Raw genomic sequence first — 14974 nt, forward strand, 5'->3', positions numbered from 1 at the left:
AGGCGTGTGAACAAAAAAAGCCCGGAGCTGCAATCAGTCCGGGCTTTGATCTTTAGAGTGGTGAGTCGGGAAAATCAGTTCTCGGCTATGGCAAGTTCTTCGAGATTTTTGCCGGTTTCCTGTTCAATGGAGGATTTGATGCGCATGGCTACGGCTTTCATCCTTTTAAGGATGGCTACAGTATCCGGATCGTTGCTGCATGCTTCTATTTTATGGTCGTAAATATAGGCCACGGTGACCATCTGCTCCCCTTTGACCAGCTTGTCCGCAATAAAAACGATTTCCTTTTCCGTTACAGGAGCTTCCCCGGAAAAATCCAGATCGTTGTGCGCGCCGACAATGTCGGCCACAGCCTGCAGACCATGGCTGCGTAATATTTTCGCTCCCGCCTCGGCGTGATCGGGCTGTCCCTTGGCTATGTCATGAAGCATTGCGGCGGCAGAGATGAGCGCAAGGTTGGGGCCTCGGTCACGGAGCCATTTAAGGTCCCGGCCTATCCTGAGGGCTACATCGTGGACCATTGCGCAGTGATTGATTACCTTGCCGCTGACGCTATGCTCGGCAAGGAGCTTTTCGCATTGTTCCCGGTTGGGTATTTCGGACATGGCTGGTTCTCGCGTGTTGTGGAATGGATGCTGCTGTGTTGGCGGTTATGCTGAACGGCAGACAAACGAAAAAGGACCGATTCTCCATGAACCGGTCCTTGAAATTTCGTGGCGTCCCCAAGGGGATTTGAACCCCTGTCGCCTGCGTGAAAGGCAGGTGTCCTGGGCCAGGCTAGACGATGGGGACGCATCAAAATATGTACCTGCTTCCGTGGCCTGAATCACGATGTTGAAGCCGGTGATGGCAAGACCTGCTCTGGCTGTTCAAGTCTTTGATGAGTGGCGTCCCCAAGGGGATTTGAACCCCTGTCGCCTGCGTGAAAGGCAGGTGTCCTGGGCCAGGCTAGACGATGGGGACGCATCTCATATGTGTTGTTGTGGCTGGGACACAAGGACTCGAACCTTGATTAACGGAGCCAGAACCCGTCGTCCTGCCAATTGAACGATGTCCCAACAACGAAGAGAGTGTTTATTTGGATTGCCTCAATCTGTCAACAGTTATTTTCAACTTTTTTGCAGTATGAGGAAAATAAAATGATTACAGAGCTTTCGCGAGAGAGCGGGTCTGTTTTTTCATCTTGTTGATCTTGCGGCGCAGCTGACTGCGGTCCTTGCGGGATTCAGCAGCGGCCTTTTCAATGCGTTTGGCCCGGATTTCTCTCTTGATGGAGAGGATCTGGTCTTTGTAGGGAGATACTGCGCCTTCTTCATCCTGGATTCCGAGGTATTCCTTGATGTTGGAAACGATGGTTTCCTTGTCCATGCTGGAAGCGCCTACGATGAGGGGCATTTTATCCATGCACAGCTGACGCAGTTCCTTGACGGTCATTTTGTCAAGGGGTTTCTTAAGGGCCAGGCTTTCGAGAGTGGGGGTTTCTTCGCTCATATTGTCCTCCTTGGCGGGCTTTTTGCCCTGAAATATTATGATTTTTCAAAAAGGCGGACGTATTTCAGATAACATCTTCCGACCGCCGATTCGGGATCAAATTTGTCTTTCAGCCCGCCTATATCTCCGGGCCTTCTGATCTTGGCATCATTGAACTCTGTACGCTTCAATTCGTACCCGTCCAATGGAACCCTGCCGTTTAGCAGTTCAAACAGCACCTTGTCAAAGACTTCTTCACCAAAAAATGAATTTATTCTTTCCAGGATCTCCGGAGCGAAATATGAGAGTTCCTGAGCGGCCACAGGGTCGTCCGAAGCCAGGATCAATGTCCTCTTACGGTGTCCCAGCGGCTTGGCAAATTCAGCAAGTTCGCCCATAAGTTCCGGCCATGCCTTCCACAGTCTGGGAATCATCAGCCGGTCTTTTGCGTCCATTACGTCGACAAAGCTGTCAAGCGCTTCGCCTACCGAGCGTACATTTCGCTGCCGGGGGTGGAAGACCCTTTTTACCGGGCCGGTATATTTTTTCTTCACTGCCATGGTAATGCTTTTCAGACGGTTTTACTTTATACCATGTTTATACGTTTAAGTCCTGTATGGCAATTACTCCCTGCCGCAGCCCAACATATTAGATGACAGTTAATGCTTGACGCTTTCGGTTATGGCGCGTAGGGCTCTGTTTAATATCGTTATATAAAGATGTCGTTATGTTTTTTCAGGGGTGAGGTTTTACAGATGGAGATGCTTAAATTCAGCAAGGCGTTGTCGGATGAGATCAGGATCAGGCTCCTGGCAATGCTTAGAGAGACAGAGTTGAACGTTGGCGAAGTAGTCCAGGTTCTCGGCATGTCTCAGCCGCGGGTGTCCAGGCATCTCAAGATACTTCATGAAAGCGGTCTGCTTGAATCCCGGCGGGAAGGTCTCTGGAATTTTTATCGTCTGGCCCGGTCCGGTGCCGGAAGCCGTTTTGCAGAATCCATCGGGTGGCTTCTGGAGGATGAACCGGAAATCGCCGAAGACAGCAGACGGGTTGCCAGGGTTCTTGCCGAGCGGAATATGGAGACACGTAAATTTTTTGATGAAATAGCAGAAGACTGGGAAAGGTTGCAGCGCGATGTGTTCGGAGGCTTCAATCTGAACGAGGAACTGGTTTCCATTGCCGGATCGTGTTCCGTTGCGGTGGACCTTGGCTGCGGCAACGGAGCTCTGCTGGAAGCAATGCTTGCAGGGTGCCGGTCCGTCATCGGTGTGGACAGTTCGCCAAAAATGCTTGAACTGGCCGAGTCGCGCATAGGCGCAAACCCCAGAGTGAGTCTGCGCATCGGAGAACTGACTCACCTGCCGCTGCGTGACTGGGAGGCCGATTTCGCAGTCATTTCCATGGTCCTGCACCATCTTCCGCGTCCGGACAAGGCTGTGTCCGAGGCTGCGCGGACCCTGTCCAGCGGGGGAAAGCTGGTTATCGCAGATTTTCTGGTCCATTCTAATGAGCGGATGCGTTCCGAGTACGGTGACCGCCGGCTCGGTTTTACAGAGGAAGAACTAGCCGGCTGGATTAATGAAGCCGGAATGGGGGCGATGGATATCCGCCGCTTTCCAGTTAATGAAGGACTGACTGTCCTTGTATGCATTTCAGAAAAACAATGACGGGTTTATCCCGCAACACGGAGGATTAAATGCTTAAAGTAGATCCTGGTCTCGAGTACAAAGTGGCCGATATAACCCTGGCTGACTGGGGTAACAAGGAAATGCAGCTTTCCGAGCGCGAAATGCCCGGCCTGATGGCTATTCGTGAAAAGTACGGAAAGGAACAGCCGCTCAAGGGCCTCAAGGTCACCGGCTCCCTGCACATGACCATCCAGACTGCCATGCTCATTGAAACTCTGCATGCTCTGGGTGCCGACATCCGCTGGGCATCCTGCAATATTTTTTCCACTCAGGATCATGCCGCAGCAGCTATTGCCGCCAACGGCACCGCAAAGGTTTTCGCATGGAAGGGTGAAACCCTCGAAGAGTACTGGTGGTGCACGGAGCAGGCTCTGACCTGGCCCGACGGAACCGGTCCTGATCTGATCGTCGATGACGGCGGTGATGCGACTCTGCTTATCCATCAGGGTGTGAAGGCTGAAGCTGATCCTTCCATCGCCGAACAGAAGACCGACAACAAGGAATTTCAGTGCGTTCTGGACAGACTGAAACTCTCCGTTGCCGAAACTCCCGGCAAATGGACTGCCATCTCCAGGAAAGTCCGCGGCGTTTCCGAGGAAACCACCACCGGCGTACATCGTCTGTACCAGATGCAGGAAGCCGGGGAACTTCTTTTTCCCGCCTTCAACGTCAACGATTCCGTTACCAAGTCCAAATTCGACAACCTCTACGGCTGCCGGGAATCTCTTGCTGATGGCATCAAACGCGCAACCGATGTAATGATCGCCGGTAAGGTAGTTGTTGTTGTCGGTTACGGCGATGTGGGCAAGGGTTGTGCTCAGTCCATGCGCGGCTTCGGCGCACGCGTGCTCGTTACCGAAATCGATCCCATCTGCGCTCTTCAGGCTGCAATGGAAGGTTTTGAAGTTACTACCATGGAAAACGCAGTGGAACGCGGTGATGTTTTTGTTACCTGCACCGGCAACTACCATGTTGTTACCGGCGAACACATTGCCCGCATGAAAGACGAAGCCATTGTCTGCAACATCGGTCATTTCGATAACGAAATCGACATGGGATATCTGGAAAACAACCCCAAGGCCGAGAAGATCGAAATCAAACCGCAGGTGGACAAATGGGTGCTGGAATCCGGCAAATCCGTAATCGTTCTTGCCGAAGGACGTCTGGTCAACCTCGGTTGCGCTACCGGCCACCCCAGCTTTGTAATGTCCAACAGCTTCACCAACCAGGCTCTGGCCCAGATCGACCTCGCCCTGAACGATTATGAACCCAAGGTCATGATCCTGCCCAAGAAACTGGACGAGGAAGTTGCCCGTCTGCACCTTGAACGCCTTGGTGTTACCCTCGACAAGCTCTCCGAGCAGCAGGCTTCATACATCGGTGTTAAGGTCGAAGGCCCTTACAAGCCCGACCATTACAGATACTAATAAACAGACTGCAGGGCCCGGCAGGATTTTTCCTGCCGGGCCTTTTTATTCCTTACCTGCCATGCGGGCAAGCTCGTCTTTTATGCGGGACGGATCAAGCTGCCTGCATGTTGTGAAAGTTTCCTTGTCCACCACGCCCTTGTGAATCAGGAAATGGCGGTCGGCCAACTGGGCCAGTTGCGGCCAGTGGGTGATGACTATCAGCTGCTGGCGCCCGGCCAGTTCCATCATCTTTTCCCCGACGCGATTGAGGGTATGCCCTCCGATGCCGGAATCCACTTCATCAAAGATGAGCGTGGGCCGTTCGGATTCCCCCTGCAACCCGGTTATGGCCAGCAGGAAGCGGGAGAGTTCTCCGCCCGAAGCAATCTTGTCCAGCGGTTGTGCTCCCTGACCGGGGTTGGGTATCCACATGAGCCTTCCGCGCATTTCGTTCAGGCCGGGATAAAGCTCGTGGGGCATGAATTCGAAACGGACCTGAACATGCTCTGAAAATCCCAGTCCCTTCAACTCCTCGACTATTCTTTCCGTAAGCCTTGTTGCTGCTTCTTTTCGGGCGGAAGAGAGTCGGTCCAGCACTGTTTCAAGCCGGCTGGCCAGTTCCTTTTCCTTTTTTTCGATCTGGGCAAGCTCCAGTGCGCATGAGTCGAGGAAATCGAGGTTTTCCTGAATTTCCTGTTTGAGCAGCACGATCTGGTTCAGGTCGCGGCCTAGTTTGCGTTTGAGTCTGGAGAGCTCGTAGAGTCGCGCCTCTATGTCATCAATGGATTCCTCGGAGTCGAAGTCAAGCGGTTGCGAACGGAGCCTGCCGCCCAGTTCGTCCAGATAATGTTTGAACTCGACCACCCGTTCGCGATCCTCTTCATAGTCGGGAAACAGGTCGCTGATGCGTTCCATCTCCGAACCGAGCAGTGAAATTGCTCCGGCAAGATCCGGGGCTCCGCGCATGATTTCCATGGCGTTGTGAATGCATTTCCCGGCGTCTTCCTGAGCGCGCAGGGCATTCTTTTTTTCAAGCAGTTCGTCCTCTTCTCCCGGATAGGGGGAAACCTTGTCTATTTCAGTGCGTTGAAATTCGAGAAAATCTTTTTTTTCCAGTAGAGAGGCGGAGCGGTCTTTCAGCTCCTGTTTTCTGTTCAGAATGCCGCGAAGTTCGGCCAGCACGGAATCTTTCTGTTCCGGAAGTTTTCGGTCCGCGAGAAAAGAATCCAGCATCATGCACTGGTAGGCGGGTTGCAGAAGTTTCTGCTGCGCGTGCTGGCTGGTATGCAGAATCATGGCGGAGCCCAGTTCCATGATGGTGTTTCTGGAACTGAGCTTGTCGTTAACAAAAATTTTGCTTCGGCCGGTTTCCGCGGACAGAACCCTGCGGACGATGGATTCCTCGCCGTCCGGATGAACAAACATTGCTTCCACAACAGCCTGTTCTTTTCCGGGACGCACCATATCCGGGCTCATCTTCTGTCCGGTAAGAAAATCTATGGCCCTGAGAATAAAGGATTTACCCGCTCCGGTTTCCCCGGTCAGCACGTTCATTCCCGGTGAAAATTCTATTTCAGCGTCTTCGATGAGCGCAAGGTCGCGTATTCTTAGCAATTCAAGCATGCTGTTAACCTTTCTTCGGTCATTGTTTCAGTCGGGGATCGAGAATATCCCGCAGGGCCTCGCCGAGCAGGTTGTAGCCCAGAACGGTAAGCAGAATGGCCATGCCGGGAAAAATGGAAAGCCACGGGGCAATTTCAAGCACTTCCTTGCCGTCCATGAGCAGATTTCCCCATGACGGGTCCGGCGGCTGTACACCGAGTCCCAGAAAACTCAGGGATGATTCCACCAGAATGGCCCCGGCAATGCCCAGAGTGGCCGAAACCAGCACCGGGGTTATGGCGTTGGGCAGAATATGGGTGAGCATGATGCGTACCGGACCGGCTCCGGCCAGCCGGGAGGCCATGACAAAGTCTCTTTTGCGCAGGGTCAGTGTTTCCGCTCGCACCAGTCTGGCCACCCCCATCCATGAGGTGAGGCCGATGACGATCATGATGTTGGTCAGTCCCGGTTCAAGAAAGGCTATGACCGCCAGAATCAGGAAAAAAGATGGAAAGCAGAGCATTACATCCACTCCGCGCATGATGATTTCATCGGCCAGACCGCCGAAGTATCCGGCAGCCAGACCCAGCGCGAGCCCTATGGCAGTGGAAATGCCCACGGCAACGAATCCCACCCATAGCGAGACCCTGCCTCCGTAGAGCATGCGGGTGAACAGGTCTCTGCCCAGTGAGTCCGTGCCGAAAAGGTGTTCGGAGCTCGGCGGGAGCAGAAGCTGATCCACATTCAGCGCGTTGGGGTCGTATGGTGTCAGCAGCGGGGCCAGCACGGCTGCCAGCGAGACGGTCCCTACCAGAAACAGGCCCAGATACAGCAGGCCGTATTTCTGCAGTCTGGTGGGTGGAGCAAGCGGTTTTCCGGCGCTCATCAGTTTTCACCTCCGGCGCGTATGCGCGGGTCGGCAAGGCCGTAAGCCGCGTCCGCCAGCAGGTTTCCGGCAAGGGTCAGCAGGGCTCCCAGAACCAGCGATCCCATTATCAGCGAATAGTCGCGGGACATGACCGCTCCGTAGAAAAGCTGCCCCAGTCCCGGAAGAGAAAAAATCGATTCGATGATGACACTCCCTCCGATAAGCCCCGGAATGGAAAGGCCCAGAATTGTGATGACCGGGAGCAGGCCGTTACGCAGCGCATGTTTGAAAAGCACCTTGCGCATGGGCAGTCCCTTGGCCTTGGCAGTTGTGATGTAGTCCTGACGGAGCACTTCAAGCATGGAGGAGCGCATGAATCTGGACATCCCGGCCAGACTTCCGAAGGTGTAGATGAATATGGGCAGGGCCAGATGCCGGGCCAGATCCATAGCTTTGCCCCATGGGGAGAGCAGTTCGTAATCAAGCGAGGTCAGGCCGGATATGGGAAAGATCGGGTAATGGATTCCCAACCAGAGCATTAGGAGCAGGGCCAGCCAGAATCCGGGTACCGCAAAACCGATGAAAACCAGGACGGTCATCCCCCGGTCGAACCATCCGTCCTGTTTCCATGCCGAATACATGCCTATCGGTACGGCAATGAGCATGGTCAGTATCAGCGAAACGGCATTCATGCCGAAAGTCAGCGGAAGTCTTTCCTTTATGCGGTCCCATACCGGACGTCTGTCCCCGGACATGGAGAGGCCGAAGTCGAACCTTACCAGACGGGAGACCCAGTTCAGGTACTGCGTGTGCAGCGGTTTATCCAGACCATACAGCTTTTCTAGTTTCAGGCGCGTGTCCATTGTGGCGGCAGGGTTCATGGTGGTCTGCATATCGGTAGGTGAGCCCGGTGCCAGATGGATGACCCAGAAGCTTATGATTGTGATTCCGATAAAGACCGCTGAAACCCATGCGATTTTGGAAAAAATTTTCAGGGCGATGTCTAGCATGGAACCTCGTGAGCGGGAACTGGTTAATTTTTAATCCGGCTTAAGATAATCGAAGTTTCAGGACTAAGCAATAGTTGTGTTTTGTAAAAGTAAACTTATTTTGGGTTTGTTTAGTGCTGTGAACGCTTGCACATCCTGAACATGAAATGTATCTGTCTATGCTGCATGCAGGCCTTTGCCCACTGAATTTCAGGCGTCTCACAGCTTAACCACGAGTATTGATGATGAAAACATTCAAGACGATTTGTCCGTATGACTGTCCTACATCGTGCGGGCTTCTTGTTCAAACGGACGGGACACGCATAACAAAGGTGAAAGGCGACCCTGATGACCCGGTCTGCAAGGGGCTGATCTGCCGGAAAATGCAGCGTTATGAAAAATCCATCAATTCCCCGGACAGGATCACCACTCCCCTGAAACGAATTTCCGGGAAAGGTGAAGGAAATTTTACAAAAATTTCCTGGGACGAGGCTGTTGAAACCATTGTCGGACGTTGGAAGGCCGCCCTTCAAGAACATGGCCCGGATTCCATTCTGCCGTTCTATTATTCCGGTGTGATGAGCCTTATTCAGCGTTATTGCGGTGATGCCCTTTTCAACCGGATGGGAGCCTGCGATCTGGTTAAAACCCTTTGCGCTTCTGCCAAGGGAGCAGGGTACTCATCGGTTATGGGCGCGACCGGATGTCTTGATCCCCGGGAACTTGCGGACAGTGATTATTATGTTGTCTGGGGCAGCAACATGAAGGCCACGCGGCTGCAGAGCATGGCTGATCTGGTCAATGGTCGCAAGCATGGCCGGAAGGTTGTGCTGATTGAGTCTTTTGCCGGTGACATGGCTCCCTATTGCGACAGGGTCTTGTTGATCCGCCCCGGAACGGATGGAGCTCTGGCACTGGCCATGATGAATGTTCTGGTCGGGGCAGGGCTGGAAGATTCCGCTTTTCTCCGGAGCGAGACTGTCGGGTATGAGGAATTTCTGGTTACTCTGGATAGATACACCCCGGAATGGGCCGAGACTGTAACCGGAATTCCGGCCGGAGATATTCGCGAACTTGCTTTGGAATACGGAGCGGCTTCGGCGCCGGCAATCATTCTGGGCAGCGGCAACTCCCGATATGGCAACGGCGGCATGACCGTGCGGCTTATTACCGTCCTGTCCTGTTTTACCGGTGCTTGGAAACGTCCCGGCGGCGGGTTTTGCGGCTGCAACCCCGGAGGAGGGCCTTATGTGGACACAGATCTTATCACCCGCCCGGACCTGCGCAGCAACAATGCGCGAAAGGTCAATATCAACCAGCTTGCAGCGGCTCTGAAAGGTGGGGACGGGCAGGTGCCCATTTCGTGTCTGCATGTGTACGGCAGCAATCCGATGGGCTCTGTCTCCAACCAGTCCGGAATCCGCAGCGGATTGCTTAATCCCGATCTTTTCACCGTTGTTCATGAGCGTTTCATGACCGATACCGCACGCTACGCGGACATAATTCTTCCGGCAACTTTTTCGGTGGAGCATTCGGATTGTTACAGTGCTTACGGGTACTGCTCGTTCGGCGTGGCCCGCAAGGTGGTTTCGGCTCCGGGAGAGTGCAGAAGCAACTGGGATATTTTCAGTCTTCTGGCTAGCGGGATGGGCTACACCGACAGTCATTTCCAACGGTCCGAAGATGATCTGCTTGATGAATTGCTTGCCCGCCCGATGCAGGGCTTGCAGGGAATCTCCGCTGATCAGTGGGAAACGCTGAAAACCGGCGGGGTGATCTCCATTCCTTTTTCCGATCACACAGACTGGCGGACGCCGTCCGGGAAGGTGCAGATTGTAGATAACAGCCTTTCCGATCCGTTGCCCTGCTATACGGAATGTCACGGAGGAGCCTATCCGCTACGGCTTATTGCCGCACCAAGCTGCGAGACTCTCAACTCCATTTTCCTTGAGCGGGACGAAATGGTTGATAGGCGCGGAGAAATGGTGCTGGTAATGCATCCGAAGGATGCCGCGGCCCGTTCAATTGCGGACGGAGACTCTGTCCTTGCATACAACGATCTTGGCGAGGTGGCTTTTGCGGTCCGGCTGTCTCCTTTGGTGGCCGGAGGAACTGTTGCCGTTGCGGGCATATTCAAATCCGAGCAGTCGGCAAACGGAAATCTGGTCAATACTCTTATGCGCGAGCGTCTTTCCGACATAGGGGAGGCTACGACGCTGAACGATAATACCGTGGATGTCCGTAAGGGGTGAGCCCGGAAAAGTCTTACCGGATCATCGGCAGGTATTCCTTTAAAGATTTGTTGACCGATCTTTTTTAAATTATTCGTAAAAAGAATGTTGACAGCTGCCTCAGGATTCTTTAAACACTTCTTCACCACTTACGTGGGGCTGTAGCTCAGTTGGGAGAGCGCTTGAATGGCATTCAAGAGGCCAAGAGTTCAATTCTCTTCAGCTCCACCATCCGAAATTATAAGGACTTACGATGAAAATCGTAAGTCCTTTTTTAATGCCCTTTCTTTGAGGTAGAGCCGGTAGAGCCCTATATTTCCGCAATGACTCTGCAGGGTAGTCCCGTTGCGTCTGCAAGTCGCGTGGGGTAGCAATTGACGGTGAATGTGCTGTACTCCGATTCGATTGGAAGGTTTTCAAGCGAATAGACGTTTTCTACTACGAATGTTCCGGCTTCAGCACAAATAGTGTCTGCTTTATGGTGCTCTTTCTGCTGGCGGATGCCTGCGAAATCAATTCCGATCATGGCAACTTTTTTGCTTATCAAGTTGTCAATCAGGTCCCAGGATAATTGGATGGGATCTGCCATGTATTCGTCTGATCCGTAGGAAAGCGAGGACAGGCAGCCACTGTGGAGAAAGACAAAATCATTTTCCGCGATGCAGTCTAGATTGATGTCGGTCGTTTCGATGTCCCGCCCGGCAATTTTTTGGACATCAAAGACTCGGCCCGAAAGTGTGAAGTAGTCTTCCGGGAACGGTTTCCCCATCAAATCAAGATGGGTACCGATGTGCCCGAACAGATCTATTTTTTGGATGTGAGTGTGTTTTGCGGCTAGCTTTTCCATACGTTCAAATAGTTCGTTAGTCAGAGGAAAAGACAGGTCAAAGCGTTGCATTAGGTTTTCCTTTTTAGTTTAAAGTTGAGGGTCTACACCAAAGAAAGGGGCACAAGCCCGAATGATCAAATTTCCAACCGTTGATTTTCTTCTCGACTACCCGCACAAAACCCGTACACGCAGCCGATAGTTTTCGAAATTTCTAAATCCGTATGCCCGCCTCTGGATAAGTTTCATCTTCCGATGAAATCCTTCGGTTGTTCCGTTGCTTTTACCGTAACGAAACATCCGGGCCACTTCCTCTTTCCAGCTATTCAGAGTTCTGCCCAGCGTTCGAAGCGGAGCAAAAGGACTCTGCTGAAGTTGCTTGATTTTATCAAGCAGTTCGAAAATGTATTTTTTGCAGCTACGGCCATTTTGTGCCCTAACTCTGAGCAGATCGTTCAGTTCATGGCAGAAGTGGTAAAGACTTTCGATTGCCGGTTGCGCCTCAAAATATTTAGATAAAAGCTCTTTCCTTTTGTCTGACAAACGGTCCTGCCGACACAGCATGGCCCGCAAAATTCCACCCCGACCATACGAAATATTTTCTTCATCGATCAGCTTGCAGGTCTTGCTGAAATGCTGGTTCACCAGCCGAATTACGTGAAAGCGATCCGAAACAATCCGGGCGTTCGGAAACCAGGTTTTGACCATATGCCTATAAGCAGAATTCATATCTATACAAACTACTTTTACCTTACTCCGCCCTTTAAGAGTCCTGAGAAAGGGAAGTAATTCAGCGGCACTGCGGCCCATGGCTATGTCAAAAATTTTATTGTTTGCAAGGTCGCAAAACGTGGTTGCAAACCCCACTTTGCGTGTGAAACGATGCTCATCAATTCCGAGATACCGAGGACACTTCCAGTTGCTGCGCTGTCGGACTTTTAGATTGATGACCTGATGATAAAATCGCTCCACGCTGGAAACTCCGATTCCGTTTTCACTGGCAATGGTCTTGTTACATGATCCGTTGTTGTACTGCCGAAAAACTTCGCGCTTTAAAATTTCGGTAGAGCGGCTCCACTTCTTAATCCCGTCCATACGGGTGTTGAAATATCGACCACAATCCTTGCAGTGATACTTGTGGCACTTTACCCGCAAAATCGATGCGCGCCCGTTATGCGGAATGCTCTTGATAAATCGCCTGAACGTATCCTTGATCCGAAATGAAGAACTTCGGCACCGAGGACAAATTGGCTTGCCTGTCCACTCTACCTCAAGAATTATCGGAAAATACGACACCACATTTTTGATTGCAAAATCGGGCAGGCCGATTAAGATTCGATCCATAAATTGATCTCCTTTCTTTGGTCGGAAATTTGATCAATTTATAGGGCATATCGAGTCGGTTCGGTATGCCTTTCTTTTTATCGGATTAAGTCATCGCCCCTTTCTTTGAGGTAGAGCCAAAGTTGAGCTTCTGGTTTTTGTTGACTTGGAAACTATTTTGATTTAGTTTCCAAGTCAACAAAAAAATCAGGTATACAAAAAATGATGACCATAGGATTGAGTCAATCAATAGAAGAGAGTGTGTGCTGTGGGGAAAGAGAATAAAAACGGTGAATTAGTGGTTAATGACCTTGCGCTGCTCATGCACCGGTTTGAGGAGGCGAATATCCAAATGGGGAAGGTGCTACAGCACTGTGCGGAGCAGGAAGCAGGCATGTCCAACCTTTCGCTGTCTGAAATCCATTTTCTTGCGGCAGTTGCTGAGGCTGAGCCGATAAACGGTACCGCCTTAACCAAGGCGCTTGGCCTGACGAAGGGCGGAGTATCAAAAATGGCCAGTCGGCTTTTGCAAAAGGGAATGATCAAGTCTGAAAAGGATAGTGCGAATAAGAAGAACCAATACTATGTGTTAACACGTGATGGTGTAACTGTTTGCAATATTCACAAAAGACTTCATGACAGCGCAAAGGGCTGTATTATCCATTCCATTGAGAAGTACGATGAGAACGAATTGGAACTATTCAGAACCATCTTACATAGTATTTCGAACGCTATCGATGAATCCTCGGAGGATGTGCTGCCCAATATTTCATGACTTGTATGTTCCGGGACACGGGGGGTACAAGTGATTATACAAATGATATCGGGATGATGGTGAATGGTTAGGGCGGCGGATACCCTCAATAGTTGAGGAATGCATTGTGTATGGAGTGTTTGGAATGGAAAGTTACTCGGTCTGGGTCAGCATTGTGCGGCGATTGTCTCCGGTCCGAGAACAAGATGGCCCTGTAGAGTGTGGCATTGGGGGGCGGGATATACCATTTCTATACCTCTCAGGAATATACAAAAAAATACTTTTTGCCCGCAAATATACCTTTGATGTATATTTCACGCTAAAAACAATAAGTATTCCAAACAACTACAGACGATGAGCTTGCACGGCATTCAAGAGGCCAAGAGTTCAATTCTCTTCAGCTCCACCATTCGAAATTATAAGGACTTACGATGAAAATCGTGAGTCCTTTTTTAATGCCACTGTCTTTGAGGTAGAGCCGGTAGAGCCGGGTAGAGCCGATTACGGCTTCTGCACTTCAGTTTCAATCAAGACAGAGGCGGTAGTCCCGATTCTGAGCGTCACATCTTTGGACTTGTCCAGAATACCGACCCTGACAGGGATACGCTGGGCCAACCGAATCCACTCGAACGTCGGGCTGATGGACGGCAACAGGTTTTCCCCGGTAGCACCGTTGGGTTGGGCTATTCCGTAGCCGATACTCTCAACGGTCCCGACAAGCGGCTTCTCAGGGTAGGTCATCAGTGTCACCACTGCCTTGTCGCCTTTTCTGATATGGGCAAGCGAACTTTCGCGGAAGTAACTGTCAACCCAGAAGCTGTTAGCGTCAATCAGGGCAAGCAGCGGTTGGTTGGCAACGGCCAGACTCCCCTGACGGATGTTAAGATTAGTGATATATCCGTCCACCGGAGCCCGAACCTTGGTAAATTCCAGATTAAGGCGCGCCTGTTCCCACCGGGCCAGTTCCTGCCGCAATAAGGGATTGGCTTTTCCGGAGGCGCCCAACATCGCCTTGACCTGGTCCAGTTCCGCCTCTGCCTGCTCCTTGGCGGCGCGGGCCTGATCCAACTGAGTCTGCGCCTGTTCAAACTGCGCATTGGCGGTCACGGCGGTTTCATGGATCGAATCATAATCCCGTTTGGCTATGGTGTCGTTGGCTATCAGAGTCTTGTATCGATCAAGGTTTTTGGTGGCTTCATTCGCGTGCACCCGGGCGCTCGTAATGCCCAGTTGGGCATTGCGTACCCGTATCAACGCTTGCTGCAGGGACGCCTTTGCACTTTCCACCTGACTCTGGCGGTTTTTGATCTGATCCATGGCCTGATCAAGATTCGCCTGGGCCTCGTCCATGGCCGCTGCATAGGTCCGGGGATCTATTTCAAACAACAGATCCCCCTTGTGGACAAACTGGTTGTCCCTGATCGGCAGTTGCACAATGGGCCCCGAGACCCGTGGCGCGATCTGCACGACATTGGCCCGGACCTGCCCGTCCCGCGTCCAGGGATTGGAAATGTAATTCCTGAACTTGATTACCAGCAAAAAGGCAGCGCAAAGAACCACCGCAGAGGTGAGAAGAACTTTTTTCGAAAGAAGATTCATACTGTTTACCCAAAAATAAGCAGGTCAAAGGAAAGCGCGAGAATAATGACAAAGGAGAAGAACGCCAGCGGCGGCGAGGCAAAAAAGCGTGACAGCCGATAACGGTTCAGGATTTGCGTCAGAAAATAGGTGCCAAACAGGCCAAAGGCACCTGCCACAAAAAGTGGCGGGAAATATACCCCGCCAAGGTTCAGTTCACTGGGATAAAGCAATGC

At 51.7% G+C, this 14974-nt stretch carries 14 protein-coding genes and 4 tRNA genes; 5 read left to right on the forward strand and 13 right to left on the reverse strand.

All coding sequences use genetic code 11. From position 1 onward, the window contains the following. Window positions 1-74: 74 nt before the first annotated feature. The 6 genes from ACKU4E_RS17530 to ACKU4E_RS17555 all read right to left on the reverse strand — a co-directional run bounded on the left by ACKU4E_RS17530 (window position 75) and on the right by ACKU4E_RS17555 (window position 2030). Window positions 75-605, reverse strand: coding sequence for an HD domain-containing protein (locus tag ACKU4E_RS17530; RefSeq protein WP_320172362.1), 531 nt, complete (start codon window positions 603-605; stop codon window positions 75-77). Window positions 606-714: 109 nt separating this feature from the next. Next, window positions 715-792: transfer RNA gene (locus ACKU4E_RS17535), tRNA-Glu, on the reverse strand. Between the two features lie 93 nt (window positions 793-885). After that, window positions 886-963: transfer RNA gene (locus ACKU4E_RS17540), tRNA-Glu, on the reverse strand. A gap of 20 nt (window positions 964-983) precedes the next feature. Continuing rightward, window positions 984-1058: transfer RNA gene (locus ACKU4E_RS17545), tRNA-Gln, on the reverse strand. 85 nt (window positions 1059-1143) lie between these two features. Further along, window positions 1144-1491 (reverse strand): hypothetical protein, encoded by a 348-nt coding sequence (locus ACKU4E_RS17550; RefSeq protein ID WP_320172363.1) that lies wholly within the window; start codon window positions 1489-1491, stop codon window positions 1144-1146. Window positions 1492-1526: 35 nt separating this feature from the next. Further along, a complete protein-coding gene (locus ACKU4E_RS17555; RefSeq protein ID WP_320172364.1) occupies window positions 1527-2030 on the reverse strand; it encodes a DUF721 domain-containing protein in 504 nt (167 codons plus the stop codon). A gap of 195 nt (window positions 2031-2225) precedes the next feature. On the opposite strand from ACKU4E_RS17555, the gene ACKU4E_RS17560 reads away from it, so the two are divergent. Then, on the forward strand, window positions 2226-3137 hold the full coding sequence (locus ACKU4E_RS17560) for a metalloregulator ArsR/SmtB family transcription factor (protein WP_320172365.1): 912 nt from the start codon (window positions 2226-2228) through the stop codon (window positions 3135-3137). Between the two features lie 29 nt (window positions 3138-3166). After that, window positions 3167-4585 carry an adenosylhomocysteinase gene (ahcY, locus tag ACKU4E_RS17565; RefSeq protein ID WP_320172366.1) on the forward strand — a complete coding sequence of 473 codons (1419 nt, stop codon included), beginning with the start codon at window positions 3167-3169 and terminating at the stop codon, window positions 4583-4585. Window positions 4586-4630: 45 nt separating this feature from the next. Here ahcY and ACKU4E_RS17570 read toward each other — a convergent pair whose 3' ends face one another. Genes ACKU4E_RS17570 through ACKU4E_RS17580 form a run of 3 tightly spaced genes read right to left on the reverse strand, consistent with a single transcriptional unit; the run spans window position 4631 to window position 8047 of the window. Then, a complete protein-coding gene (locus ACKU4E_RS17570; protein WP_320172367.1) occupies window positions 4631-6190 on the reverse strand; it encodes an AAA family ATPase in 1560 nt (519 codons plus the stop codon). Between the two features lie 19 nt (window positions 6191-6209). Next, a complete protein-coding gene (locus ACKU4E_RS17575; RefSeq protein ID WP_320172368.1) occupies window positions 6210-7055 on the reverse strand; it encodes an ABC transporter permease in 846 nt (281 codons plus the stop codon). Next, window positions 7055-8047: an ABC transporter permease gene (locus ACKU4E_RS17580; protein ID WP_320172369.1), complete on the reverse strand. Its 993-nt coding sequence runs from the start codon at window positions 8045-8047 to the stop codon at window positions 7055-7057. The genes ACKU4E_RS17575 and ACKU4E_RS17580 overlap by 1 nt, the downstream gene beginning before the upstream one ends. Before the next feature lie 221 nt (window positions 8048-8268). On the opposite strand from ACKU4E_RS17580, the gene ACKU4E_RS17585 reads away from it, so the two are divergent. Further along, window positions 8269-10278, forward strand: coding sequence for a molybdopterin-dependent oxidoreductase (locus ACKU4E_RS17585; protein ID WP_320172370.1), 2010 nt, complete (start codon window positions 8269-8271; stop codon window positions 10276-10278). Between the two features lie 134 nt (window positions 10279-10412). Further along, window positions 10413-10488 (forward strand) — tRNA-Ala (locus ACKU4E_RS17590). Window positions 10489-10567: 79 nt separating this feature from the next. On the opposite strand, the gene ACKU4E_RS17595 is transcribed toward ACKU4E_RS17590, so the two are convergent. Next, on the reverse strand, window positions 10568-11155 hold the full coding sequence (locus ACKU4E_RS17595) for a cyclase family protein (protein ID WP_320172371.1): 588 nt from the start codon (window positions 11153-11155) through the stop codon (window positions 10568-10570). Window positions 11156-11251: 96 nt separating this feature from the next. Beyond that, window positions 11252-12427, reverse strand: a complete 1176-nt coding sequence (locus ACKU4E_RS17600) for an ISL3 family transposase (protein WP_320170096.1) — start codon at window positions 12425-12427, stop codon at window positions 11252-11254. 247 nt (window positions 12428-12674) lie between these two features. On the opposite strand from ACKU4E_RS17600, the gene ACKU4E_RS17605 reads away from it, so the two are divergent. Then, on the forward strand, window positions 12675-13181 hold the full coding sequence (locus ACKU4E_RS17605) for a MarR family transcriptional regulator (protein WP_320172372.1): 507 nt from the start codon (window positions 12675-12677) through the stop codon (window positions 13179-13181). 480 nt (window positions 13182-13661) lie between these two features. Here ACKU4E_RS17605 and ACKU4E_RS17610 read toward each other — a convergent pair whose 3' ends face one another. Then, window positions 13662-14759 (reverse strand): HlyD family secretion protein, encoded by a 1098-nt coding sequence (locus ACKU4E_RS17610; RefSeq protein WP_320172373.1) that lies wholly within the window; start codon window positions 14757-14759, stop codon window positions 13662-13664. A gap of 5 nt (window positions 14760-14764) precedes the next feature. Next, window positions 14765-14971, reverse strand: a complete 207-nt coding sequence (locus tag ACKU4E_RS17615; protein WP_320172374.1) for a DUF1656 domain-containing protein — start codon at window positions 14969-14971, stop codon at window positions 14765-14767. Window positions 14972-14974 lie beyond the last annotated feature (3 nt).

It is taken from the genome of Maridesulfovibrio sp., from assembly GCF_963677005.1.
In the GTDB taxonomy this organism is placed as follows: domain Bacteria; phylum Desulfobacterota; class Desulfovibrionia; order Desulfovibrionales; family Desulfovibrionaceae; genus Maridesulfovibrio.